14 protein-coding genes and 1 pseudogene are annotated in these 25,577 nt (G+C 69.8%); 4 read left to right on the top strand and 11 right to left on the bottom strand.

From position 1 onward, the window contains the following. Window positions 1–2 precede the first annotated feature (2 nt). A complete protein-coding gene (selB, locus tag ACFW9O_RS27930; protein ID WP_384613156.1) occupies window positions 3–1,760 on the top strand; it encodes a selenocysteine-specific translation elongation factor in 1,758 nt (585 codons plus the stop codon). A 180-nt stretch (window positions 1,761–1,940) separates the two neighbouring features. Further along, window positions 1,941–2,492 carry a hypothetical protein gene (locus tag ACFW9O_RS27935; protein WP_384613158.1) on the top strand — a complete coding sequence of 184 codons (552 nt, stop codon included), beginning with the start codon at window positions 1,941–1,943 and terminating at the stop codon, window positions 2,490–2,492. Between the two features lie 134 nt (window positions 2,493–2,626). On the opposite strand, the pseudogene ACFW9O_RS27940 reads toward ACFW9O_RS27935, so the two are convergent. The 9 genes and pseudogenes from ACFW9O_RS27940 to ACFW9O_RS27980 form a co-directional block, all read right to left on the bottom strand. Then, window positions 2,627–3,430 (bottom strand): annotated as a pseudogene (locus tag ACFW9O_RS27940) (pyridoxal-phosphate dependent enzyme); the annotation flags it as partial. 396 nt (window positions 3,431–3,826) lie between these two features. Then, window positions 3,827–7,810 (bottom strand): hypothetical protein, encoded by a 3,984-nt coding sequence (locus ACFW9O_RS27945; protein WP_384613160.1) that lies wholly within the window; start codon window positions 7,808–7,810, stop codon window positions 3,827–3,829. Window positions 7,811–7,832: 22 nt separating this feature from the next. Further along, complete coding sequence (locus tag ACFW9O_RS27950) at window positions 7,833–10,079, bottom strand: hypothetical protein (RefSeq protein WP_384613162.1); 2,247 nt, start codon at window positions 10,077–10,079, stop codon at window positions 7,833–7,835. Between the two features lie 225 nt (window positions 10,080–10,304). Continuing rightward, window positions 10,305–10,748, bottom strand: coding sequence for a VanZ family protein (locus ACFW9O_RS27955; protein ID WP_384613164.1), 444 nt, complete (start codon window positions 10,746–10,748; stop codon window positions 10,305–10,307). Between the two features lie 407 nt (window positions 10,749–11,155). After that, window positions 11,156–11,719 (bottom strand): hypothetical protein, encoded by a 564-nt coding sequence (locus tag ACFW9O_RS27960; protein WP_384613166.1) that lies wholly within the window; start codon window positions 11,717–11,719, stop codon window positions 11,156–11,158. Further along, window positions 11,716–15,783 carry an NEW3 domain-containing protein gene (locus ACFW9O_RS27965; protein ID WP_384613167.1) on the bottom strand — a complete coding sequence of 1,356 codons (4,068 nt, stop codon included), beginning with the start codon at window positions 15,781–15,783 and terminating at the stop codon, window positions 11,716–11,718. The genes ACFW9O_RS27960 and ACFW9O_RS27965 overlap by 4 nt, the downstream gene beginning before the upstream one ends. 4 nt (window positions 15,784–15,787) lie before the next feature. After that, complete coding sequence (locus tag ACFW9O_RS27970) at window positions 15,788–16,609, bottom strand: carbohydrate ABC transporter permease (RefSeq protein ID WP_351181657.1); 822 nt, start codon at window positions 16,607–16,609, stop codon at window positions 15,788–15,790. After that, window positions 16,609–17,529: a carbohydrate ABC transporter permease gene (locus tag ACFW9O_RS27975; RefSeq protein ID WP_384613170.1), complete on the bottom strand. Its 921-nt coding sequence runs from the start codon at window positions 17,527–17,529 to the stop codon at window positions 16,609–16,611. Before ACFW9O_RS27975 ends, ACFW9O_RS27970 begins: the two co-directional genes overlap by 1 nt. Next, window positions 17,526–18,887: an extracellular solute-binding protein gene (locus tag ACFW9O_RS27980; RefSeq protein ID WP_384613172.1), complete on the bottom strand. Its 1,362-nt coding sequence runs from the start codon at window positions 18,885–18,887 to the stop codon at window positions 17,526–17,528. Before ACFW9O_RS27980 ends, ACFW9O_RS27975 begins: the two co-directional genes overlap by 4 nt. A gap of 104 nt (window positions 18,888–18,991) precedes the next feature. On the opposite strand from ACFW9O_RS27980, the gene ACFW9O_RS27985 reads away from it, so the two are divergent. Both ACFW9O_RS27985 and ACFW9O_RS27990 read left to right on the top strand, forming a co-directional pair. Next, window positions 18,992–20,164 (top strand): ROK family transcriptional regulator, encoded by a 1,173-nt coding sequence (locus tag ACFW9O_RS27985; RefSeq protein WP_351181955.1) that lies wholly within the window; start codon window positions 18,992–18,994, stop codon window positions 20,162–20,164. Window positions 20,165–20,311: 147 nt separating this feature from the next. Beyond that, complete coding sequence (locus ACFW9O_RS27990) at window positions 20,312–22,318, top strand: GxGYxYP domain-containing protein (RefSeq protein WP_384613174.1); 2,007 nt, start codon at window positions 20,312–20,314, stop codon at window positions 22,316–22,318. Window positions 22,319–22,376: 58 nt separating this feature from the next. Here ACFW9O_RS27990 and ACFW9O_RS27995 read toward each other — a convergent pair whose 3' ends face one another. Beyond that, window positions 22,377–23,081, bottom strand: coding sequence for a DUF2470 domain-containing protein (locus ACFW9O_RS27995; protein WP_351180422.1), 705 nt, complete (start codon window positions 23,079–23,081; stop codon window positions 22,377–22,379). A 69-nt stretch (window positions 23,082–23,150) separates the two neighbouring features. Continuing rightward, window positions 23,151–25,556 (bottom strand): SpoIIE family protein phosphatase, encoded by a 2,406-nt coding sequence (locus tag ACFW9O_RS28000; protein WP_384613176.1) that lies wholly within the window; start codon window positions 25,554–25,556, stop codon window positions 23,151–23,153. Between the last annotated feature and the right edge of the window lie 21 nt (window positions 25,557–25,577).

A 25,577-nucleotide genomic window follows, 5' to 3' on the forward strand; every position in this document is an offset into this window, starting at 1 on the left:
TCATGCGGGTCATCGCGACGGCAGGGCATGTCGACCACGGCAAGAGCACACTGATCCACGCGCTGACCGGCACCCACCCCGACCGGCTTGCGGAGGAGCGGCTCCGTGGCCTGACCATCGACCTGGGCTTCGCATGGACCGACCTCCCGTCGGGGGAGCGGCTGGCATTCGTCGACGTACCGGGACACGAGAGGTTCGTGCCCACCATGCTGGCCGGCGTGGGGCCCGTGCCTGCCGTGCTGTTCGTCGTCGCCGCCGACGAGGGCTGGAAGCCCCAGTCCGCCGAACACCTCGCCGCCGTGGACGCCCTCGGCGTACGGCACGGACTGCTCGTCATCACCCGCTGCGACATGGCCGACCCCGGTCCGGCCACGGTGCAGGCACAGGACCGGATCCGGTCCAGCACCCTCGGCAACGTCGAGGCCGTGGCCGTCAGCGCCCGCACCGGCGAGGGACTCTCCGAACTGCGCGCCGCCCTCGACCGGCTGGCCGCGCGGCTGCCGGACGGGGACGCCGAATCCCCGGTGCGGCTGTGGATCGACCGGTCGTTCACCGTGCGCGGCAGCGGGCTGGTCGTCACCGGCACCCTCGCGGCTGGGCAGATCCGCAGGGGCGACGTCCTGGTGACCGCCCGTTCCGGCAGCCCCGTGCGCGTCAGAGGGCTGCAGGCCCTCGGCGAGGAGACCGCCCTGGTGCGGGTCACCGCCCGGGTCGCTGTCAACCTCCGGGGCCTCGACAAGGAGTCGACAGGCCGTGGTGACGCCCTGCTCACACCCGACAGCTTCCTCCCCTGCCTGAGCTGCGACGTGCGCGTACACGGAGGAACACCTGCCACGGAACTGCCCCGCACCGCTGTCGCCCACATCGGTTCGGCGGCCGTGCCCGTACGCGTACGGGCGCTCGGTCAGGACCTCGTCCGCCTGACCCTGCCGGAACCACTCCCGCTGCGCATCGGCGACCGCGCGGTGCTGCGCGATCCCGGCCTGCGGCGGGTGCTCGCCGGTCTGACGGTGCTCGACCCCCAGCCACCGGAACTGCGGCGCCGCGGCGCGGCGGCACGGCGGGCGGCCGAGCTGGGTGACGCCCACGGCACCCCGGGCGAGGCGTCCGAGCTACGGCGCCGATTGCTTGTCAGGCGAGGTGAGTTGACCGCCATGGGGGTGACCGTCCATACCGCACCGGTTGCGGGGGACTGGCTCGCCGACCCCGCACACTGGACCACCCTGCGCGCCCGGCTGGCCGAACTGGTGGCGGCGCACCTCACCGAACAGCCGACCGAGGACGGCATACCGGTGGAGGCCGCCCGGCACCGTCTGGGGCTGCCGGACGTCTCCCTCGTGGAGGCACTGGTCACGCCGCCCCTGCGGATGAGCCGCGGGCGCGTGACCGCCGGACCCGCGGCACAGCCCGCCCCTGTGGCGGACGCGGTGCGCCGGCTCACCGCCGAACTCGACGGGCGGCCGTTCGCCGCCCCCCACGCCCAGCGGCTCGCGGAACTCGGCCTGGGCCGCCGGGAGCTCGCCACGGCGGTACGCCACGGATCGGTGCTGCGGCTCGCGGAGCACGTGGTGCTGCTGCCGGACGCCCCCCTGCTGGCGGCAGACCTGCTGAGCGCACTCGACCAGCCGTTCACCGTGGGGACGGCAAGCCGCGCCCTGGACACCACCCGGCGCGTCACCGTCCCCCTGCTGGAGCACTGCGACGGTCAGGGCATCACCCAGCTGCTTCTCGACAAGCGCCGCCGGTGCCCGCCCGGGTGACGCCCGACCCGGTCGCGGGGAGGTTCAGCGCCGCACCAGCGCCAGCATGCTCAGGTCCACCCCACCGAACCGATCTCATTCTGTCTCAGTTGACGCGCGTGCTCCTGCGCGCTGCCCCGGTAAATCGCAGGCATCTCGGTCAGCGGCCGTTCTATCCTGTCCGCGCCATTCCATGCGGGGATGGGCCTGACGGAGGGTGGCGGCGGAGTGCCGGACGTGTACAAGATCATGTTGGATGCCGAGTTGAGTAAGGCGTTCGACGTGTGGTCCGGCTATCTGAACGCCCGGACCGGCGAGGATCCTCAGGTCCGTGGACGACTGCGCTCCACGTTGCAGTCGGCCCGTGCGGCGGCCGCCGAGGGCGATCGCGCGGCTGCGCGCGGCTTGGTGGCGGAGATGTACGACGACGCCCGGGAAGCCGGCCTTCCCTGGGCTCCCGTGCCGCCCGGCCCCTGTGCGGCGGACGGGCAGGCGCGCGACTATGCCAAGGACGAACTGCGGCAAGTGCTTCCTGTGCACCGGCGCGAGGATCTCGACAGCATCGCGATCTACCTGCGCGTCACGGGCCGCCGTCTTCGGACCGCCCCCGGCCTCGACGCCGCCACCCGCGAGGACATCCTCTACATCTCGGCCCGTGCCGGGATGGCCCTTGATCTCGCTCACCCGACAGCCGCGCGACGTGAACTCGAACGCCTCAAGGCAATTGCGCGACGCTGCGGCGTGGAGCCCTGAGAGTCAACCGAGCGGCAACGGTCGCGATCCGGCCACGGGGCCGGGCGACGGCAGGCGGCATACGTGCGTGCAAAAGGGGCAACTGGGCAGCCCGGTTTGCGCGTCTGGCCCGTCACCTCGGCCGCACCAGCTCGTCAGGGAGCTTCCCTCCCGGTCGAGGTCCTCGTCAGAGTGTCGCTGCCGCTCGACACCTCTCGGCCTGCCGGGGCGGGCCAAGAGGTGTGGAGCGGACCCTCGCCGTACAGGTCCTGGACCCAGTTGTCCTGGTACACGGTGTCGAGGTAGCGCTCGCCGAGGTCCGGCGCGACGGCCACCGCGGTCAGCTCCCGCGCTCCGTGCCGCGCCAGCCAGCCGATCGCGCCGCTCACCACGGTGCCCGTGGAGCCGCCGAAGAGGAAGCCTCTTCTTGCCAGGCGGCGGCAGGCCCGGATCGTGTCCGCCTCCTCGACGCGCACCACCTCGTCCACGTACGACTAGTCCAGGAGCGGCGTGCGCATGCTCATGCCCAGCCCCGGGATCATCCGGCGTCCCGGCTCACCGCCGAACGCCATCGAGCCGACGGTGTCCACCGCGACGATCCGCACCGGCCGATGCCAGGCGCGGAAGTGGCGCGCGTAGCCCATCAGTGTCCCGGTCGTCCCGGCTCCCACGAACAGGACGTCCAGCCGCGGGAACGAGTGGGCGATCTCCGGGGCCGTCGTTCGGTAGTGCGCCCTCCAGTTGGCCGGATTGGAGTACTGGCTCAGCCATACGTACCGGTCGTCGGAGGCGCACAGGCGCCGGACGTGGTCGAGGCGCGCACCGAGGAAGCCGCCGTTGGCCTCTCGGCCGGCCACCATATGAACCTCGCCGCCCAGCGCCTCCATCATCAGCCGTGTGGCGAGGCTGCAGCGTGAGTCCGTGATGCAGACGAACCGGTAGCCCTTGCTCGCCGCGACCGGACCCTTTGTCGGGCGCATGGTTGTCGAGGATCGGACGCGCCTCGAGGCCGGCCGGTACTTCCCCACTGAACGTGGAGCAACTTCCGGAATTCGGCTGCCCGTTGGTGCCTGTGCAGTGGGCCGATCAATGTCATGTCTCGGACCGGTGTGGGGGCGGGAGCGAACGGCCGCCGGCTCCGGGAGAGCCACGTTCGATGAACCGCCGCCAGGAGCGGACCGGAGCGGACGGCTCGTACCCGGCCAACGACCAACCTCCGACTCAGGTCACCGGCCCCGGGCTTGGTCGGCCATGTTGCGGCCGTGCCACAGCCCGATGCCGCCGCGGGCGAGACGTGATCGACCAACACGGCGCCGAGAAGGTCCTGGTCAGGTAGGGCCTGATGCATCCGGCGATCAGGCTTCGGGGACACCGGCACCGTCTTCGCCGGGCCAGAGCCCGAGATTGCTGAAAAGCTCCAGCAATCCGCCGCCCCAGTAGCTGATCACGTCGCAGACCGGCGGAATGAACGGCGTGTAGGGGTTGGGAATGAGTTCCTTGACGTAGTTGGTGCCGAACGGGGAGACGATGTTGGCCCAAGGGCCGAGGATCGCACCGATGAGGGCCAGTACGCGGTCGCCGGACCAGGTACCGCCTTCCTTGACGACAGCGGGGACACCGATGGCCAGGGCAGCCGCGCCGAAGACCATGTTGAACGCCGACAGTACGAATGAGAGCACGTCGGAGGTGGTGCCCCAGCCGGAGGCGTAGTTCTTCACCTCGAACCACCGGAACAGCTGCCACACACCCATGCCGAGCACGGCGAGGCCGGCTCCCGCGCTCCAGCCGATGATGGGCCATTCGCCGAGGCCGGACAGGGGGGAGGTGAGGGCGAACGACGCAAGGTTGGCGAAGGCCCCGATCCCGGTCACCCCGTCGATGAGCCCCTGCAATTTTTCGGAGTCGTCCATAGCCGTGCAGAGGTCCATCCAGCCCAGACAGCCTCCTTCGATGAATTCGGCGAAGAACCCGAAGAGGTAGTAGAGCTGGAGGCCGGCGTCTTCCTCGGGCCCACTCTCGGCGGTACGGGCCTGGCCGTCGAAGGAGGGGGGCCAGGTGATGCTCGCCGACTCGCCGGTGATGATCGTGCCGAGGACGTGGCCGGGCACGGCGATCATCAGGGTGAGGCCCTGCAGGACGGTGATGCTGGTGACGATCTTGTTGCCGGCGAGCACATTGAAGAAGTTCCAGGCCAGCAGCAGGGGGATGGCCAGCGGGCCGTCGAGCTCCGCGTTGAGCAGGCTGTCGACCTCGTCGAGGCAGACCTGGACCGCCTCCAGAAGGGCGACGACGATGGCGTCGAGGAAGGTGAGGAGGCCGTCGACGAAGTCCTCTGTCAGTTGCTCCAGCAGTTCACTGATGTTCAGGTTCGGATAGGTGGACGGATCGTCGAACTGAATCTTGGTCTTGATCCATGTCGCGACACCGTCCAGGTCTTCTCCGAGATTCTTGAAGGATTCCCACGTCGACTCCGCGGACAGGGCCGACCACAGGCCCGTGAGGGGGTCGGTCGCGGCGAGTGTGCCCGGCGCGCCGGCCTCGTCCATCCGGCGCTTGCACTCATCGAGCATCTCCCTCATCGAGCGCGGTGCGGACTTGGACGTGAGACGCGCTGCGTCGGGGCCGGGACGGGCTCGGGTGCCGGCGGCGCCGCCCGTTCCACTGGGCGGGGGGAGTGCGCCGAAGGTCTGGCTGGTCACCAGGTGCGCGTGTGGGCTGGTGGTGATGTCGGAGGGGGAGACCGCCGATCCGCCGCAGGCGGTATTCGGGATCTGGTTGGTGTTGCCGGACGTGGAGCTCGGGGCGGCGTATTGCTGCCAGCCCGGGCTGGTGGCCAGTGTGAGGCTCGGGCTGACACCGCTGGAGGCGGAGCCGATCGCGTCGTTGATCGTTTCCAGGAGGTCCTGGAAATTCTTCGAGCCCGGCTCGATGTTGGTGATCGCGTTGCCCAGGGCCGCCTGCGCGGTGGTGAGGGCTCCCCGCAATCCCTGCGAGATGGCTTCTGCGGAGTTGAAGATGGCTGTCGCGTCGAACAGGGCCTTGAGGAAGTCGATGACGTCCTTGATGAAAGCCTCGATGGCGGAGAAGACGGCCATGACGGCGTTGACGGCGTCTTCGATGCCTTTGATGATGAGGCTGCCGAGGTTGACGATGGCGTCGCCGATCTTGACCGCGATCTGCACGATGCCGTCGACGAGATTGACACCGACGTGGTAGACGGCCATCGCGGCGGACTTGATGCCCTGCCAGACGCTGTCCCAGAGGCCCTCGATGTCGCCCCACAGGCTCTCGCCGACGACGTTGTTGTGGTGGGCCAGTTCGGCCAGGTAGGCGTCGCGGTCGTAGAACTCCTGATAGCTGGGCCGGTCGGTGACGACGTCACGGTTGATGATGAACCCGGCCAGGTCCTGGCCGGTGGCGCCGGTGCCCTTGGCGATGAGGTTCTGGACGGCGGTGTGCGCCTGGTCCGCGGTCATGACGGGGTTATCGCCCTGGACGCCCGGGAACACGGGGCCGCCGTTCTGGGGGCGCTGCGCGCCGGAGATGGCGTCGGGGGTGAAGGTGGTGTTCCCGTCGGTCTTGTAGGCGAGCGTGCCGGTGGCGCTGGTGCCACCGTTGCTGATGCCGGCGGTGCTGCCGGCGAGGTAGGCCTGCACCGGCCCGCCCGGTGCGGCCGGCACGGGGCCGAATCCCGGCTCGGCGTCGCCCTCCGCCTGCTGCGGCAGGTCGGTGAAAGTCAGAGTGGGCGGGGCGAAGTCGGTCGCGAGGAGTCCGACGGTGACGATGCCGGTCGCGGTCGTGGTCACGGTGGCGGCCTGCCCGGTATCGGGCCCGATGATCTGGACGCTGCCGTTGATGACGGCGCCGGAGGTCGTCGAGGCGCTGACCGTCAGACTGCGGTTGGACACCGGTATGCCGTTGGCGTCGGTCAGGGTGAACTGGGTCCGGTACGTCGTCACCTCATAGGTGTTGACCTGGGCCAGTGCGGGGGTGTGGTTCACCCAGCCGCCCGGCATGAGCTGATGGAGCCTGAGCTCGCCCGAGGCGTTGGCGGTGAACAGGGTGGGCGGGTCGTTGGGGAAGGACGACGCGAACAGCGCCTCGGCACCCTCGTTGACGTTGCCGGTGGTGGTCGCCGTGCAGGAGATGGCCATGCTCGGCGCCCACTGGATCGTGTACTCGTGCGGGTTGTCACTGTTGCTGAAGTACCCGGTCTGGGTCAGGAAGGACAGCGTCCCCTCGGAGTCGGTGAAGTACACCGAGGTCATGCCCCCGCTGTCGGTGACCGCCTGTGCCGAGGTGATCGTGCCGGCCGTGTTCACCGGCAGCACGATGCCGCCGTACTCGGCGTCATAGAGGAAGGGCACGCCGTTGGTGTCGACGTAGAGCGGCCGGAATCCGTACTCCAGCCCTTCCCAGCAGACTCCTGCGAACGACTGCGCCGCAGTGGCCGGTGCCGGCGAGACCGGCGGGCTGGAGCGGGAATAGGGGGACTGGTCGATGAGGCCGTCGCTGTTCAACCGCCACAACGAACTCAGCGACTGGTCGGCGGACACGCTGCTGTCGGCGCAGACCAGCACCCAGTTGCCGAACTGCCCGGCGATCGGGAACAGCGTCCAGTCCGACCAGGTGGCGGAAAGATCATCCGTGTCTCCCCACAACATGGAGTCCTCGTGCCAACTGCTGCCGTCGAAGCTGAACGTGCCCACGTACGTCGTTACGGGCGGCACCATCTCGAAGTTGCCCACGGCGTAGACGATCGGAAGAGGATCGGTGCCGGTGGTCGGGATGGGACCGTTGCTCCGGCCTTGGATGGCGGGGTTGTAGTAGGCCACCTTCAGGGATTGCACCCCGACCGTGAAGCCCTCCACCGGGAACGAGTAGGTGAAGGAGTCGGTGGTGATGTTGCCGTCACTGTCGATCCAGCCGTGCCAGACCGTGCTCGTCAGATTTCCGAACTGATCGGTGAAGGTGCAGAAGAAGTTCGGGCAGCCGTCGGCGATGCACGCGACAACCGACGTCGGCGTGCCCGCGGGGGCGCCGGGGATCGGGGTCAGGGTCCACCCGTGCGCCGCTCCGGGGTCCTGGGCGAGATAGTTCAGGGTGTACGTCCCCGAGCCGTCGCCGCCCTCCGAGGGCGTGTCGGTGATGACGAAGGCCTCGGCCGACCCGTTCTTGAAGGGGTTGCAGAACGTGCCGACCCAGGGCGCCACGTTCTGCGACGGATCCTGGTCGAGACTGATCATGACGCTGTCGGTGTTGACTGCGTCCTGCATCAGGACGCAGTTGACCTGCGCGCTGAACGGCGCCGCAGGGGTGTATGGGGACACGGTGGGCATGACCAACTCCATCGCTGACGGGTCAGAGGGCGTTTACGGACCAGAGGACGGTGTCGGACTGGTCCATGATCACGAGCCTGATGGGGAAGCTGTTCGGGTCCAGGGCGAGCTGGGTGCCGTTGACCCCGGCGCTCCACGTCACGGAACCCTGGTCGTCGAGGACATGCAGATCGCCGTCGGTGGTGAACACCGCGCTGGATCCGGGTTCGGACCAGTAGATGTGTTCGGTCGCGATGTTCCAGTAGACGAACTGGTCCGACTGCATCCGGAGTTCGTCGCTCCAGAGCCCGGTCATGGCGGTGCCGGGGGTGAAACACCAGCAGGGCGCGCAACTGGCGGCGGCGCCGTCGAAATAGCCCGGCTGTCCGGCCCGGAAGGTGGGCGACCCGGCGGCTGTGATCTCCAGGCAGGGGGTGGGAACGCTGGACAGGGTGAAGGAGTCGCCGGGACCGCCGCCGATGTTCTCCGAGCTCCATACGACGTTCGTCCCGGAATCATCGTAGATCTCCAGGTTTCCTGCCTGGGTGAACGCGGCGGAGTGCCCGGCGAGGCTGCCGTTGCCGCCGGTGGTGCCGGCATCCCAGGCCGGCTGGCCGAATTGGTCGAGCAGCACGAGGTTGCCGTCGAGTTGCATGATCAGCACCGCTCCGCCGGCGGCGACCTGACCGCCGGGCGGGATCGACGTGCCGGGTGGGCAAGGGGCCTGGACGCGGTTCGACAGCCAGAGCGGGGTGCCGTTGCTGTCGACGATCTGCACCCTGGGCGGGTCGTCGGCGAACTGGAGCGTCGCACCCGCGCTTCCGGTCGTGCCCGACGACCAGAGCTGATCGCCGGACAGGTCAACCACGCGCAGGTCGCCGTCCTGGGTCAGGACCGCGCCACCGACGTCACCGCTGAGAGGGAGTGACCACACCTGGGTGCCGCCGTCGGTGAACATCAGGCCGGTCGACTGCACCGCCAGCGCCATGCCGTTCTGGCCGCTGACGGTCGAGCCGACGGGCAGAGCGGTGCCACCGGGCAACGGGCTGGGCAGGGCGACGGGCGGGAACGCGGCGTTCTGTTGGACCTGGCACCCCGACCACTGGCCCGTGTAGCCGGGCAGCGTGGTGCTGAAGCTGCCGGACTCGTTGGTGAGCCCGTAGAGCCACAGGCTCTGGTCCGTGCCGACCACGAGCAGGGCGGGGATGTCGCCGGGCACCCGGTCCGGGGCGAGCTGCACCGGGTCGGTGCCGGACCCGCCGGCGTAGATCTGCGACGCGGGTCCCATCATCGGCATCTGGCCGTTGAAGCACGTGCCGATCTGCGGGATCGCGTAGACGCTGTCATCCGAGCCGATCACGTACAGGGTCGTGTTGAGGCCGGCCACGGTCTGCCCGGCGATCGCGAGCTGTGCCCCCAGATTCGGCACCGGCAGCGCCATCGCCTGGCCGAACGCGGCCGGCCAGACCATCAGGTTGCGCTGTCCGTCCTTCGAGTCGTCCAGGTAGATGGCGGCCGGGACGGCCGAGGCGGTATCGGTGACGGGCTGGACCACCGCGACCAGGCCCCCGGGGAAGACGCCGCCGGCGTCGCCCAGCCTGCCGCTGAGCCCGGGGGACTCCAGCGTGTGCCACCACGTCGTGTCGCCGGGGACATTGTTGGAAGAGAGCTGGATGAGATTGCCGGAGTCGTCCTGGTTGACGAACAGATTGAAGTGGGGAACCCCGCTCGACCCGGGCGCCTCGGTCGGCGCCAGCAACTGCGTGTACCAGTCCAGTGCCCAGCGATCGTCGGTGAAGCCCTGGTAAGGGTTCCAGGTGCTGCCGTTGAACGCGGTGAGGACCAGTTGCTCGCCGTTGTCGGTGCCGTACAGGACCGGGCACGACCGGCCGCGGACCGGCGGGGTGTAGGCGACGCACAGACTGGTGACGATCGGCACCGAGCCCACCGGGCACTGTGGCGACGTGCTCCACCCGTCCGCGGTCAGCTCCAGCTGACCCAGGTACCCCGAGGGCGCGCCCGAACTGGATCCGTCGGTCCAGAACACGTTGACCGTGTCCGCCGCAGGGTCCTCGGAGCACCCGACGACTGCCACGATCCCGCCGTAGCGCCGCGAGCCACCGCTCAGGTAGTAGGGACCGCCCGGCAGATCCTCCACGCTCCAGCACACACCGCCGTTGGAGCTCAGATACCGCAGCACTCCCGACTCGTCGACGAACACGGCCTCCAGTGCCCCCGACCCCGCAGGCGCGCCGACCGGCACCGTGAACGGATTGCGGAACAGCGCCACGGGCCAGAAACCGCCCCCTTGAGCGGGAGATGCCGCATACACCGGCGAAGCCGCCGTCGAAGTCTTCACAGTGATCTATCCGACCCGCTTCCGCGGCGTTGCGCATGTGCAGCGCCTCGGGCGGCGGATCACAACCGGCATCACGCCGGCACGTTCACCCGTTAGCCCCTCGCGCAGCCGGAGCGACGGATGCGATGAACCGTGATCGAGGTGTCACCGGCGGTTTCACCCCGAACGGCTCTGCCCGAAGCCGATCACCTGGACACACCGGGTGCGCCCGACGGCGCCTCCTGCCGTGGCGCGCCACCAGCGGCGTGACGCCAGCGCGGCCGGCCCCGCACCGGCGGCGTTGACCAGTACGTCGTCCACGGAGGACACCCGGTCCAGCCGCAGGACGTGTGCGGTTTCGACCACGACCGAGCAGCCCGCCCCGAGCGCCAGGATCCGCGGCACGGACGCCACCGCCGCGAACCGCATCGGGGCGAAGAACCCCAGGGCCGCGAAGACCAGCAGGTTGCCGACGGTCCCGAGCGGCCCCATCGTGAGCAGGTCCCGCAGGGGCACCAGGCTCACCCGGCCGGGGACTTCGCCCGCCCCGGCGCCCGGCATCATGGTCATCCACACGCACGGCACCGTCCCGTGGACCACGCCCACCTCGGCCAGCGACATCCGCCACGCCCATGTGGCGCCGGCGGCACGCCGAAGGTGCGCCAGGGCCCACACCACCAGCGGCCAACGGCAGAGCGACCAGGGCCATGAGCACCACACCGTTGAACGTGTCGAAGCAGCCGTGCCACCGTCCGGCCATGCACATGGGAGCGGCCGTCATGAGCGGCCCCCGCACGACGAATGCGGCGCTCGCGATGCCGAGGACCGCCACACCGAGAGACGGAGGGCCGTTGCGGTGGCGTATGCGAATTTCGATACGCCCGCGGTATACGGGATCCCCATCATCAGGAACTGGCACACACCGGCGGCGAGATGGTCCCGCCGCCGGTGATCGTGTCCGCCCAGCCGCTGCGGGTGCCGGACGACTGCCCCTGGGGCAGGCGCTCGGGTAGGGGCGCCCTGCCGCGTCAGTGCCGGTGGGTGGCGTCGGCGTGGCGGGGATCGGCGGGGTGCTCGAAGCCGGGGTGGAGGGTGACCGTCGTCGCGTGGCGGTGTTCGAGCCAGAGGGTGAAGTGGCGGTCCGCCGCCGCACGGCGCAGGTCCTGGGCGATGGCTGGACGGGACTCGTCGTAGGGGGCGGGGTGCTCGTCGCGGTTGCGGTCGTAGTAGGCGCGTAGCTCGGACGGGGGAACGGTGATGTGGGCGGTGACGCGGTCGTACACGGCCGTGGCGACCGGGAGCGAGGCGAGGACCGCCGCTGTGACGCCTCCCGTACCGAGCGCGGCGGACAGGCTGAACTCCCTTCGTCGACGGTTCTGTCCAGCGGTCAGACCCATGGCCGCCGCCGCGTCCTCGACCACCGCCTCGTACGTCAGCAGCTGGACCACCCAGCGCCGCAGATTGCGGGCGTCCGCCGTGCCCGGACGAGGCAGCCGGGAGGCCAGCGGCCCCCGGCGCAGGGCCGTGACCCGTGCCTCGACCGCCTCCTCGGTGATGGCGCGCGCACCGACGTGCGCGGCCGGCCCGGTCACGAGGTCACCTCGATGTCTACCGCCTCGGTGTAGTGCAGCCAGCCTGCCGCCGCCAGCTTGACCACGGCCCACCAGCGGCCGGGACGGGTCCCGGCCGGAACGGTGACGGGGAAGCGCACCACGGCCGCGCCGAGTGCGGGTACCTCCGCGCCCTTGTCCCACTCGGGGAAGAGCTCGAACGTTCCCCAGGGGCTGATGAGTTGAGCCTGCACGGAGACGGCGGTGCGCACCTGGGAGGTGAGCGTCACCTCCACGGCCCCGGACTCGCCCGGCGCCAGCCGCACCACGGTCGTCCCCAGCGTCGCCACCGGCTCGTCGGCCGGAGCGTCGCCGATCAGCACCCGTGTCACGTCCTCGAGGAACTGGCCGTCATGAGCGGTGCGCGCCCGCACCCAGTACGTGCCCGGCTCCGCCGTCCCGGGCGCAGTGATCCTGACCGTACGGGAGGTGTGGCCGCCGGGCTCCAGGTCGTACGGGAGCGGGCCGGTCCGCGTCGACCAGCCCTCGGGGAGGATGAACTCGACGTTCCCCTCGGCCCGCCGGTCGGCGAGGGTCGAAGCGACCGTCACCGTGATCTCGTCGTCCGCGTCCCGCAGGACAGGCGGTTCGAGGTGGAGCGCCAGTGGCATGTTGCCGATGGGTGCGGGGCCCGTGTTGTTGAGCCAGTAGCGGGTGAAGACCGGCTGGTGAGGCTCCCGGCCGGGAGCGGGCGGACCGCCGGGGGTGGTGAGCGGGGCGACGACCGTGGCGATTTCCATGCCGCCGAGGTCCAGGGTGAGGCCGGGGAGCACCGGGCCGGGGTGCTCCAGCAGGTCCGCGCGGTGGGCCCCGGTCACCGGAAGGCAGGTGGTGACGGCGGCCCGCACATCCCGGCCGGCCGCCTCGTGCCAGCGCATCGTGAGGCTCTCCACCGGGCCGGCGACATGGCCGTCGGACAGGGGGTTTCCGGTGGGCTTCAGGGCGGTGAGGACCACCTGCCCGGCCGGTTCCACCGACAGGTACGAGTGCCGCTCCGGCTGGTCCCGGCGCTCGCCGTGCGCCGCACGCAGCGGGTGGTTGATGTCGTGGGCGAGCGGTACGACGCCCCTGGCCCGCCAGTCCCCGGCGCCCGCGAGGAGGGAGTAGTCGAAGGAGTGGGTCCAGTGCTGCTGCTGGAAGGCGGACCCGTCCGGAGCGGTGCGATGCGGCGGGTCGATCCAGATACCCGACGGCCAGCCGGTGCAGGAGCGCATCAGCGACAGGTGCAGCGCGCCACCGGAGTCCACGGCGAAGCCCGGCATGCCCTGGTTGACGAGAGCGACCGTGTAGTCGTCGAGCGGCGGCTCGGTGAGCGGTCCGCCCTCGGCGACCTCGATCACGGCGTCGTCGAGGTCCGCCACGAGAGCCTCCACCGCACCTTCGCCGGCGATCACCAGAACCGGCAGCGTGCGGGCGCCGCGCAGATCGGCGCCGGGCACCCACACCTTCTCCAGTGGGGTGTCGGCCGGTATCCACAGCCGCACCCGACCGGTGGCGGCCAGCTGCTCCGCGAACGCGTCGGCGTACACACCGCTCAGCACCTCCGCGGTGAACGGGTTCTCCTCGGGGCCGCCGACCGTGATGCGCACATCGGGCAGGTTGGAGTCGATGGCCAGGTCCCCGTACCGGGCGCCCGGCGCGGTTGAACAGGTGCTGGTCACACCGGACCTGACCAGGGCGACCGCCAGGTCGCGTGCCCCGCTCCCGTCCGGCGTGACGATCTCCGCGATGCCGATCGCCCGTGCCCCGCCCGGAAGTTGGACCCGGGCCGTCGAGGACAGTGCGAACCAGTTGCCTGCCGGGTTGTCCAGGGTCCAGGGGTGCTCCTCGGAGTCGACATCGATGAGCCCGAAGCCGCGCCCGATCACCGCGTCAGCCACCTCACTCACCGGCAGCGCACCCGGGACGTGCACCGGCCAGCGCAGCCGTAGCAGCTGGTCTGCCCCGTCGAAGGCGTCGATGTGGGTGACACCGTCGAGCCGGTCGAGGCCGTGCCACAGGGTCAGCCTCTGGGTGTACGCGACCGGGCCCACCCTGCCCGTGACGGTGATCCGCTCGCCCAGCGGGCTCGTCTCGACCGTCACCGAATCGGCGGGGGAGGACGCCGATCCGGTCACGGGGCCGCTGGGGACCAGATGCCAGGGACCTTCGTGGTACCGCGGATGGGCCGAGTACTCCTCGTACACCAGCAGTTCATTGCCGACCCGCCCCGGCTGGAGCAGCTCGCGGCCCTCGACGGCCAGCCGGGAGACGCAGCCGCCGCGCCGGGGGTCGACCTCCAGGGTGTGGGTGGAGTTCGCGATCCGGTGTCCTTCGGACGGCGTCCAGCCGGAGCCCGTACGCGAAGGGTGCGGCCGGTAGAGGCGGTGGCCCAGCGAGGGCACCTCACGGGCGAGGAAGACGAGGTCCGCCTCCGCGAGCGAGCCGTCCTCGTGGAGCACGGCGTTCTCCACGAGGGTTGGCGTGCCGTCCTCGAACTCCCATCCGTGGAAACCCGTCTCAGGCAGCGTCAGGTGCGTACGGACCAGATCGGTGCGTGGCCAGGCAGACGGGTTGAACACGCTGATCGCGCCCTCGGCCCCCAGGCTGCGCAACGACGCGTCCAGCACGTCGCGCCCCGTGTCGTACGCCTCCCGCCAACTCGTCACCAGGTCCAGATAGACCTGGTCGGACTCGGATCCGGTGATCGCGTCGTGATGCGCGCCGTACGCGAGCTGCCGCCACGCCTTGTCGATGCGGGCGTGCGGGTACGCGGCGCCGGTCTCGACCGAGTCGATGGTGGCGAACTTCTCCGCGTCGGTGAGCAGGTTCTCGGCGGCGCGCTGAGCCTGTTTGGTGTCGATGAACGACACGTCCTTGCCGGTGTAGACGGGGTTCATGTCCCGGGTCTGCGGCGAGGGAGCGGGGAGGTCGGCGCGGACCGCGGCGAAGAAGTCGCGGGGCAGCGCGCACACCAGGCGCGGCCAGGTGTAGCGGGCGGCGAAGTCGCGGTGTATCTCCGTGACCCAGCGGTTGGGCGGTGTGTAGTCGGTACCCACCGGCAGCAGGATGTTGCGGGTCGAGGACACACCGCGCATCAGCCGGTACAGCTCGAGGACCGCGGCCTCCGCCTCGCCGAGGGTCGTCGCACTGTCCATCCACCAGCCCGCGCTGTAGTGCGCCGGCATGTAGTGGGTGAGCACCCCGCGCCCGCTGGGCGACAGCCACTCGAACTCGGCCGGGAACTGCATCCCCGACGGGTCGCCCCAGCCGTCCCGCTCCCGGTCGCGATCGGTGAGCATCGGGCCCCACTGGTGGAACGGGCCCCGCGCCCACGACGACGACGTCAGTCCCGCGTCGGCGACCAGCCCCGGGAACTGCGGGTCGTGACCGAAGACGTCCAGCTGCCAGGCGGTCCGGGGGTCGCCGCCCATCACCCCGCGCTGGAAGCCGATCCCGTAGACCAGGTTGCGGGCGGTGGACTCCGCGGAGGTGAGGTTGGTGTTCGGCTCGTTGTACGTGCCGCCCATCAGCTCGATCCGTCCCTCTGCGAGCAGTCGGCGCAGCAGTGCCCGGTCGCCGGGATGGGCGTCCCAGTACGGTTTGAGGTAGTCGATCTCCGCCAGGACGAAGCGGTAGTCGGGGTCACGGCGGGCGGTCCGCAGATGCAGCCGCATCAGCTCGAAGCCGGTCTGCTGGAAGTCGATCCGGAACTGCTGGGCGGTGTCGCCCGCCGCGTCCCAGGTCGTGGTGTAGGCGGCCTGGGTGTTCCACCACACCGGGTCGTAGTGGAAGTGCGGCACCATCCACACCGTCCACCCCGGTTCGGCCACGGTCAGTTCCGCCTCGACCTGTGCGTCGCCGGCCCGGACGGTGATGGGCACGACGGTGCCGGGCACGGCGGCCTCGCACCGTACGCCGATCTCGCCGGCGCTCCCTTCCCCGTGAACACCGGGACCGGTGATGACGACCCGTCCCGGTTCGCTCAGCGTGACGCGTACGACCTGCAGCGGATCGTCCGCGGATCCGACGAACAGGTCGGTCGGCTCGACCTCGACGATGCGCACCGTGCTATCCCTTCACCGAGCCGGCCATGTTGAACGAGCCGGAGAGGTATTTGCTGACCGCGACGTAGAGCAGCACCGCGGGAGTGGTGTAGATGACGGAGAACGCGGCCAACTGGCCGTAGGCGACCCGCCCGTACTGGGAGAAGAACGTATAGATGGTGACGGCGGCCGGCTGCTCCTCCGGGGAGTCGAGCAGCACGAATGGGACGAAGAAGTTCCCCCACTGGCCGACGAACACGAAGATCGCGACGACCGCGATACCCGGGGCCATCAGCGGGGCGACGACGAACCGCAGCGACTTCATCCACCCGGCTCCGTCCACCCAGGCGGCTTCCTCCAGGTTGACCGGCACCCCGTCCATGAAGTTCTTCATCATCCAGATGGAGAACGGCAGCGAACTCGCCGTCAGGAACAGGACCATCGCGGGGACCGAGCCGTACAGGCTGAAGCGGAAGAACATCGCATAGACCGGGACCATGATCGCGGTCAGCGGGAGGCCGGTGGAGAAGAGCAGGGTGAGCATGAAGTGGCGCTTGAACCGCAGTCGGTAGCGGGAGAGCGGGTAGGCGGCCAGACCCGCCACGACGACGGTGAGGACAGCGGTCCCTCCGGAGATGACCACGGAGTTGAGCAGCGGACCGTACACGGTGTCGTAGGTGAGGACGGCCCTGAAGTTGTCGAGCGAGAAGGAGAAGGCGGGTTCGGCGGCAGGGGAGGAGCCGGGCTGGACGGAGGAGAGCAGCACCCAGAGGAAGGGGCCGAGGAAGGACAGGGTGATCAGCGCGAGTACGGCGTGGGCCGACCAGCGCGCGCCCCAGCGGGTCATCAGGACTCCACTTTGATCAGTCGCAGGTAGACCAGCGAGAAGAGGGCACCGATGACCAGCATCACCAGCGCCATGGCACTGCCGTAGCCGATCTCGAAGTACCGGAACGCCTGCTCGTACATGTACAGCGGGGTGGTCTGGCTGGCCTCGCCCGGTCCGCCCCCGGTCAGGGCGTAGATCAGACCGAAACTCGCCAGCGTCTGAAGGGTCGTCAGCATCAGGTTGGACAGGACCGAGCGGCGGATCAGGGGCAGCGTGACGCTGAAGAACGTACGGCGGGTGGAGGCCCCGTCCACCTTCGCGGCCTCCAGGAGGTCGCGCGGGACCTCGGAGAGCGCCGCCGAGTACACGAGCATCGAGAACGCCGTGCCGCGCCAGATGTTGGCGAGGATCACCGCGAAGAGCGGGGCGGAGACCAGCCACTCCTGGTGCATCCCGAACAGTGAGTTCAGGGTGCCCTCGTCGCCGAGGAAGGAGAACCAGCAGGCGGCGGCGACCACTTCGGGCATCACCCACGCGGCGATGACCACGCCGTTCACCACACCGCGCGTCATGCGGCTCTTGCCGCGCTGGAGCAGGGCGATGAGCATGCCGAGGACGTTCTGCCCGATGACCGCCGAGCCGAGGACGAAGACGAGGGTGCGGAACAGCGAGCTGACGAACGCCTCGTCGTCGAAGAGCCGGGTGAAGTTGTCGATCCCGATGAAGCGGGCGTTGACGGACGCCGAGCCGGTGAGCGTCTCGTTGGTGAACGCGACGTACACACTCCACCCGACCGGGCCCACCAGGAAGATCGCCAGAAGTACGAGCGTGGGGCTCAGGGGGAGCAGCCAGCGGAGGATCCTCCCGCGCCGCACGGGCGCCGGCAGCACGTCCGCTGCCGGCGCCCGCTTCGGTCCGGCCGCCGCGGTGAGCGTCACGACGCCTTGCCGACAACGTTGTCGGCTCCTACGGCCCGCTCCACACCCTCCGCGTACTGCTCGGCCGCCTCCTCGGGCGACTTCGATCCGAGCGTGACCGCTTCCATCGCCTCCTGGATCTGCGTGGAGACCTTCGGATACGCCTCGTACGCCGGCCGGTAGTGCGACACCTTCGCGAGACCGGTCCAGAACTCCACCGCCGGGTTCCCCGCGATGTACTTCGGGTCGGCCGACACGTCCTTGCGCACGGCGAGGTCACCCGTGCCCATGGAGTACTCCATGGCGTGCTTCTTGTTCATCGCGAAGGTGATGAAGTCGAAGCCGTCCTGCTTGCGCTTGCTGTACGAACTCACCGCCATCACCCAGCCGCCCGACATGCTCACCGCGCCCGGCGCCTCGCCGTTCTGGGTGGGCATGGGCGTCCAGCCCATCTTCTCCGTCCAGTCGGCCCACGGGGTGGGACTGGTCGGCGTCCAGGCACTCGAAGCCCATGCGCCGTCCAGCGCGATGCCTAGCTTGCCCTTGGGGAACCACTCCAGGAGCACCTTGTCGCCGAGCTTGGCGTTGAGCGCGTCGGCCTTCTTCGGGCCGAGGTCCTCCCGGTAGACGGTGTCGACGAACGTCAGCGAATCGGTGATTCCCTTGCCGGACGTCACCCACTTCTCGTTGTCGAAGAGCGTCCCGCCAGGTGTCCCGTACAGCAGCATCTCGAAGCCCTGCATGGTCGCGGCCTCGCCGAGGATCTTCGTCGAGTACATGGAGAACGGGGTGACCCCGCGGACCTTGCGCTTGACGGCACGCGCCGCCTCCAGCACGTCGTCCCAGGTCTTCGGGGTCCAGGGGACGGGCAGACCTGCCGACCGGAGGACGTCCTTGTGGTACCAGAGACCGCGGGTGTCGGTCGAGATGGGCACCCCGTACGTCTTCCCGTCGAGTCCCTGCGCCGCCTTCTGGACCGACTCGGGGAACTGCTCCTGCCAGTCGGGCCACTTGGCGAGGAAGTCGTCCAGCGGGGCCAGCTTCCCGGCGGCGACATCGGCGTTCACCTGGAAGGTGTCGTGCAGGTAGACGTCGGGTGCGGAGTCGGCGGACCGGTTCAGCAGGGCGAGCTTGGTGTAGTAGTCCTCGTTGGAGCCCTGGACGGCCGTCAGTTTGATCTTGACGTCAGGGTGGGCGGCCTCGTACTCGGTTCGGGCTCCCTTGAGCGACTTCTCCAGGTGGGGCCAGGTCGGCTCCACGCGGTAGAGGACCTCGATCTCGTTCGAATTCTTACCGGATCCACTCGAACAACCGGTGACTGCGGTCGCTCCGGCGGCTGTCGTCGCGAGTGCCCCGGCCAGCAGAGTGCGCCTCTTCAACTCGTCCTCCAAGTGACGGTGTTGCGCGCTGTCGTGCCTCAAGTGCCGGGAAACGTAAGTCAGTCTGATTTACTAAGTCAATACGCTGTGTGATATTGCTTCGCATGCCGATGGGAACGAACCACCCAGGTATGGGGAGTTACAACCAGGCTGTCGTGCTGGAGGCGATCCAGACCTCGGACGGAATCAGCCGGGTCCAGATAGCCGACCGGACGGGCCTGACCGCGCAGACGGTCTCCGTGATCGTGCGACGGCTCCTCGGCCAAGGACTCGTACGCGAGGGCGGCACGCTCCCGTCGACCGGTGGGAAACCGCGCACGATCCTGCGGATCGATCCCGACGCCGGATACGCGATCGGAATCCACTTCGACCCCGCCGAGATCACCGTGGTCCTCGCGAACCTGGCCGGGATTCCCGTGCGGACCTGCCGCCGCACCCTGACCCACGGCATCCGGCCGGCGGCCGTGATCGCCGTCATGGCGCGGGCCGCACGGTCCCTGCTGGACGCCGCCCAGGTTCCCGACGCCCGGATCCTCGGCGTCGGCCTCGCGTGCCCCGGCCCGCTGGACGCGGACGGCACGATGTACTCGCCGCCCCAGCTGAACGACTGGGACCGGATCCCCCTGCGGGCGCTCCTGGAGGAAGCCACCGGTTTCGCCGTCGCCTTCGACAACGACGCCACGGCAGCCGCGATCGGCGAACGGTGGGCCGGCGCCGGCCGGTCCGTGCCCAGCTACGCCTACCTGTACTTCGGTACGGGAATCGGTGGAGGCCTCATCCTCGACCACCAGATCTACCGGGGACGGTCCTTCAGCGCGGCGGAGTTCGGCCACCTCACCGTGGTCCCCGGCGGCGCCGAGTGCTACTGCGGCAACCGTGGGTGCCTGGAGGCCGAATGCAGCCCTGCCGCGATCGAGGCCCTGCACGCCGCGCGCACCGGTCACCGGCTGACCCATGCCGGCATCTGCGCGGCATTCCGGGCCGGGGACGCCGACGCGAGGGGGACGATCCGGGGAGTCGCCGCGCGGCTGGCCGACGCTGCCGTGAGCATCGTCAACCTGCTCGACGTCGACCTCCTCCTGATCGGCGGACCGGCCCTGCGCGAAACCGCGGACGCCTTCCGCGACGCCATGGCCGAAGCGGTGAACACCCGCTCGTTCAACCGCCGTCTGCACGACGTGCGGGTGGAGATCGCGCCCATGGGAGCCGATGCCGCAGCCATCGGCGCGGCCTCCCTGGTCTTCCACTCGACCTACGCGCCCACGCTGCCGACCTGAGCCTTTCTGACCCCAAATGGGAAGCCACCGGTGCGCGTTGATGTTCAGCACCCGTGTCCGGACCCTTTACACGTGCCACAGGCGTCGCTACCTTCACTGGCTGATGACAACGATGTCAACTCCGCATCTGAGGAGCAGTGATCGTTCATGGTTTCCCGAAGAGACTTCCTGCTGACCAACGGAACGATCCTTGCGGCAGCGGGAATCGGCCTCGGCCTCCCCGGCCGGGCCGCCGCCGGGCAGGGCAGTCCCAAGCGCCTGCTGCCGTCCTTCGGCCGCGCCACCACGCTCGACGTCGCCGACGTGAGCGCGCTCCACGGTGACGATCAGCTGCTGCTGACCACCCTCCAGGGAGTCGTCAACCGGCGCCGCCCCCGCCTCTACTTCGCTTACGACGCCAGTGGCCTGGACCTGCGCTGGCTGCCCGGTACCGGTGCCGACGTCACCCGCCACGACAACGCCCTCGACCTGATCGGCCAGTACCGCGGCGAGATCCGCGGCGCCGTCCTGCACGATCCCGAGGTCCCCGACTCGGTGAACGTCGCCACCACGCTGGCCGGTCTGGAGAACGCCGTCGCGGCGACCGCCGAACAGGCGGCCAGGTACGGCCTGAAGGTCGTCGCCGACCTGCGGGGCCGTTTCGCCGCCGACGACCCGCACGCGGTCTACCGCTGGCAACTCGACAACCTCTTCCCGCGCTGCGCCCACACCCTGCTGGCCGGACTGCCGCCCACCAGGACCGTGAAGGTGGACGGTGTCCGGTGGCGGGAGATCGCCCGCGAGCCGAACCGTGTCCGCGACTCCTCCAACCGGGCGGTACGCACCTTCGACCTCAGTACCGAACTCCCCGGTTCCGACGGTGCGTTCCTCCGCTTCCAGGACTCCTTGGGGGACGACGGCTGGGGCGCCTCGGTGGGACGGATCACCGTACGCGCCGACGGCCAGGAGATCGCGTCCTTCGCGCCGGGTACGGAAGCCGAGGCCCCGTACCTCTTCGACGGCCTCAACTCCTCCGTCGGCAGCGACGGCAACCGCTTCTGCGACGGAGGCGGCTACTTCATCTACCGGTTCACCGCACCGGCCGGCACCACCGGCCTGACCGTCGACGTCGACCTTTGGAACCAGTACCTCGTCACCGCCACGACCACCTCGCCCACCCGCGTCGAGCCCTTCCCGTACTTCCGCGACTACGCGGTGGCCTCGCGGGCCATGGTGGTGTGGCTGCCGCCCTCGGGGGCCACCGGCGAACTGCTCGACGAGGTGTTCAGCCGGGTCGAGCCGACGACTCCGTACTGCGGCTGGTTCTCCAACGACGTGGCGGGGGAGTGGGGCGGCGTCGACCGGGCCTCCCAGCACGGCGTGGAAGTGGTGCCCACCGACTTCTACATGAACGGCACGGTGCACGCCGGAACCGGTGTGAAGGTGTCCGACCGGGTCCGCCCCCGCCCGCGGGCCACACTTCGCAAGCGGGTGTACCTCACGCTCACCGTCGGCGAGGGCGACAACATCCAGTACTGCCAGCGCCGCATGCGCGACCTGTGGGACAACCCCGCCCGCGGAGAGGTGCCCGTCAACTGGACGGTCAGCCCGCTCCTGGCCGACATCGGCCCCGCCCTGCTGGCCCACTACCAGCGCACCGCCACGGCCAACGACCTGCTGATCTGCGGCCCGTCCGGCGCCGGGTACACCTACCCGGGCTCCTGGCCGCAGGAGGCGCTGGACGCGTACACCCGGCTCACCGGGAGCTTCCTGCGCCGCACCGGCATGGACCTCGTCTACGCCTACAACCAGCGGCTCCAGGAGGGCAACGGCTGGGTCCCCTTCGACGAGCGCATCGTCCGCTCGTACCGGGACCACACCCCGCTGCGCGGGATCATCCAGTCCTGGGAGACCGGTGACCTCCAGATCCGGCCCGCCGGGCTCCCGGTGATCGGCAACTACTGGCCGCAGGGCAACGCGGCCGAGTACCGGGACGGACTGGTCAGACACATCGAGGACTGGGACGGGAACGGTCCGCTGTTCATCGCCGGAGCGGTCAACGCGTGGAACTGGACGCCGAGTGACATCGCCGAGCTCGGGGAACTGCTCACCGACCCGTTCGAGGTGGTGAGGGGGGACACCTTCTTCGAACTGATGGACAGGGCCGCCAGGTAGGGGCATTCCGGCGCCGTTCCTCCAGCGATGACCCGGAGGAATGCCGCCGCGCCGGAGGTCAGGCGAGCAGGCGGTTGGGGTGGGAGGCGCGACGGGCCGCGGCCAGGAGCGCGTGGATCTGGGGGCGGGCCTGGGCGATGTCGGTCACGGGCGTCGCGAACGGCAGCCGGACGTCACGGTGGGTGCTGTGGCCTTCCAGCCGCAGAGTCACGCCGTACCGGTCCATCGCCACCGGGACGGCGCGCGCGATGCCCCTGGTCAGCCCCGGTCGCACGAGGCGTAGGAGCAGGGGAACCAATTCCCTGTGGCTGTCGAGGAGATGGGTCAGCATGCCCGCCTCGCTCGTGGCGATCGGATCGAGGTCCGTCGCCTGCAGCGCGTCCAGTGTGACGAACGTGCGGCCGCCGGAGTCGTGGAGAACCGCCTGACCGAACTCCATGCAGGTGCTCTGCGTGGAGTCGGCCGCGTACGGGGCTGCCAGCAGGCCGGTCACCGTGACGCGGGCGCGCAGTCGGTCGCGTACGGGCGTCGGTGCGATGTCGGTGAACTCGAGCCGTACGGGGACGCGCGGGGCAGGAAGGGAAGGGCCGGCCTCGGACGGTTCGTGCATGTGGATGTGTCCCATGGCGCCCTTGCCGTCGAGGTGGCGTACCTCGGATTGAAGGCCGTCGCTCACCACCGTCATCGAATGGGCCGCGGTCAGGATCGACCGCACGCGTTCGGCGGGGGTCGGCCGGGTGGGGCGGGCGCTGAAGGGGTGCATCCACATTCTCCAGGGGAGCGGTCGGCGGTGCCCGGACAACTGCTACTTAGGCATGCCTAACCTAACCTATTACGGGAGTCCCGGGGGCTCATCCGTCGAAGGGAAGGCCTGTTCGGTCCAGATGGTCTTGCCGGAGCGGGTGTAACGCGTGCCCCACCTCTGGACGAGTTGCGCGACGATGAACAGGCCGCGCCCTCCTTCGTCGTCCTCGCCGCTGTGGCGCAGGTGCGGTGAGGTGTGGCCGGTGTCCGCGACTTCGCACAGAAGGGTGCGGTCGCGGATGAGGCGTACGTGGAGCGGTCCTCCGGAGTACCTGACCGCGTTGGTCACCAGTTCGCTGACGACGAGCTCGGTCGCGAACGACAGCTCCTCCAGGCCCCAGTCGAGCAACTTCTCGTTGGCCAGTTCGCGGGCGCGGTGCGCGGCGATCGGTTCTGCGGGCAGCTCCCATTCGGCGACCTGCGATCTGTCGAGTTCGCGGGTGCGGACGAGCAGCAGGGCGGTGTCGTCGGCCGTCGTGCCGTCCGGCAGGAGCTCCGCGACGGCCCGGTCGCACAAATCTTCGAGTGACGGGTGCCGGTCGGCGAGTACACGGCCCAGGATGGCGAGTCCCTGATCGATGTCCCGGTCGCGGGACTCGACGAGGCCGTCGGTGAAGAGTGCCAGCAGGCTGCCCTCCGGCAGCTCGAGCTCCATGGACTCGAACGGCAGGCCACCGAGGCCGAGCGGCGGGCCGGCCGGCAGGTCGGGGAACGACACGCGGCCCTCCTGGTCGACGACCGCCGGTGGCAGGTGACCGGCCCTGGCCATGACGCAGCGCCGCGAGACGGGGTCGTACACCGCGTACAGGCATGTCGCCCCGATGGTCACATCGGCTTCGGGACTGCCCGGCTCGCCCCACTGCTCCGCCGCCGACTGTCCCACCAGGTCATCGAGCCGTGACAGCAGCTCGTCGGGATCGATGTCCATCTGCGCGAACGCCCGCACGGTCGTACGCAGCCGCCCCATGGTGGCCGCTGCCTGCAGGCCGTGGCCGACCACGTCGCCGACCACGAGCCCGACCCGGGTCCCGGACAGCGGGATCACGTCGAACCAGTCACCGCCGACCCCTGTCACGGCGTCCGTGGGCAGGTAGCGGTAGGCCAGGTCGACGGCGGACTGTTGCGGCACGTGCTGGGGCAGAAGCTGGCGCTGCAGGGCGAGGGAGGCCGTGCGCTCACGGGTGAAGCGCCGGGCGTTGTCGATGGACACGGCCGTACGGGCGACCAGCTCATCGGCCAGTGCCACTTCGCCGCTGTCGAAGGTGACCCCACCGGTGCTGCGGACGAAGGTGACCAGTCCCAGCGTGCTGTTCCCGGCCCGCAGCGGGACGACCAGGGTCGTGTCGTCGAGCACGAGCCCGCCCGAGGCGAGACTGCGGTACTGCGGCGAGCCGGTCGGGTACTCCAGAGGTGAATGCTTCACCGGGGGAGGAGACCGCTGTCCCGGCCTGTCCTCGTCGGGTTCCTCGGCCGAGCGGCGGGCGACCCTGACCAGGGCCATCTCCGACGGGCCCCCGGTGGCCGGTACCTCGCCCTCCAGTACCGCCCTCGAAAGGTCGACCGTGACCGTGACGGCGAATCCCGGCACCGCCACTTCGGTGATCTTCTCGGCGGTGACCACCACGTCGAGGGCGGTGCCGATCCCGCGGCCTGCCTCGACCAGAAGGGCCAGCCGCCGCTGGGCCCGGTAGCGATCCGAGATGTCGAAGGCGTCCTCGCACACCCCGATCACGTGTCCGTCGGCGTCCTGGAGCCGGTAGTAGGCGCAGGACCAGAGGTGGTCCGTCTGCGGGTCGCTGGGCGGCCGGCCCTGGAAATGCAGATCCAGAAAGGGCTCTCCCGTGTCCAGTACATGACGCATGACCGCGTCGAGTGTGGGCGGATGCCCCTTGGTCAGGAAACGTCCGTCGGAGTACAGCTCATCTGCCCGCAAACCACGGAACTCGGCGAACGGACGTCCGATTTCTTGTTCGTACGCCGCGTTGCACCAGGTCAGGCGCAGCTCGGTGTCGTAGATGGCCAGACCGAGGGGTGACTGGGTGGCCAGGCCGTTCAACAGGGCCAGCTGGGATTCCCACAGCCGGAGGTCCTTGAGTTCCGTCGCGACGAGGACGCGCTCCGCCGTACCGCCGCCCGGCAGCGGACAGACCGCGGTGGCGACGACCAGCTCACGCCCGTCCCGGCGCCGGGCGACATGGGTCTCGTTCCCCCGGAAGCGGGAGCGGAGAGGGGGAACGGAGGGCGTCGGGCCGGGCGCCAGGAACGTGGCCAGGGGCCGGCCGATGATCTCGTCCGGGGGAAAGCCGAAGAGCCGCTCCGCCGCGGGACTCCATCCGATGACCGTGTCCTGCGCATCGAGAACCGCCGTGGCCGCCCTGGTGACATCGAGCGGACCACGGAAATCGGCACTCTGCTCAGCGTTCCATGCAGTCAATGGCGCCACATCAGCCCCATC

The sequence above is a fragment of the Streptomyces sp. NPDC059499 genome, assembly GCF_042749285.1.
GTDB lineage: Bacteria > Actinomycetota > Actinomycetes > Streptomycetales > Streptomycetaceae > Streptomyces.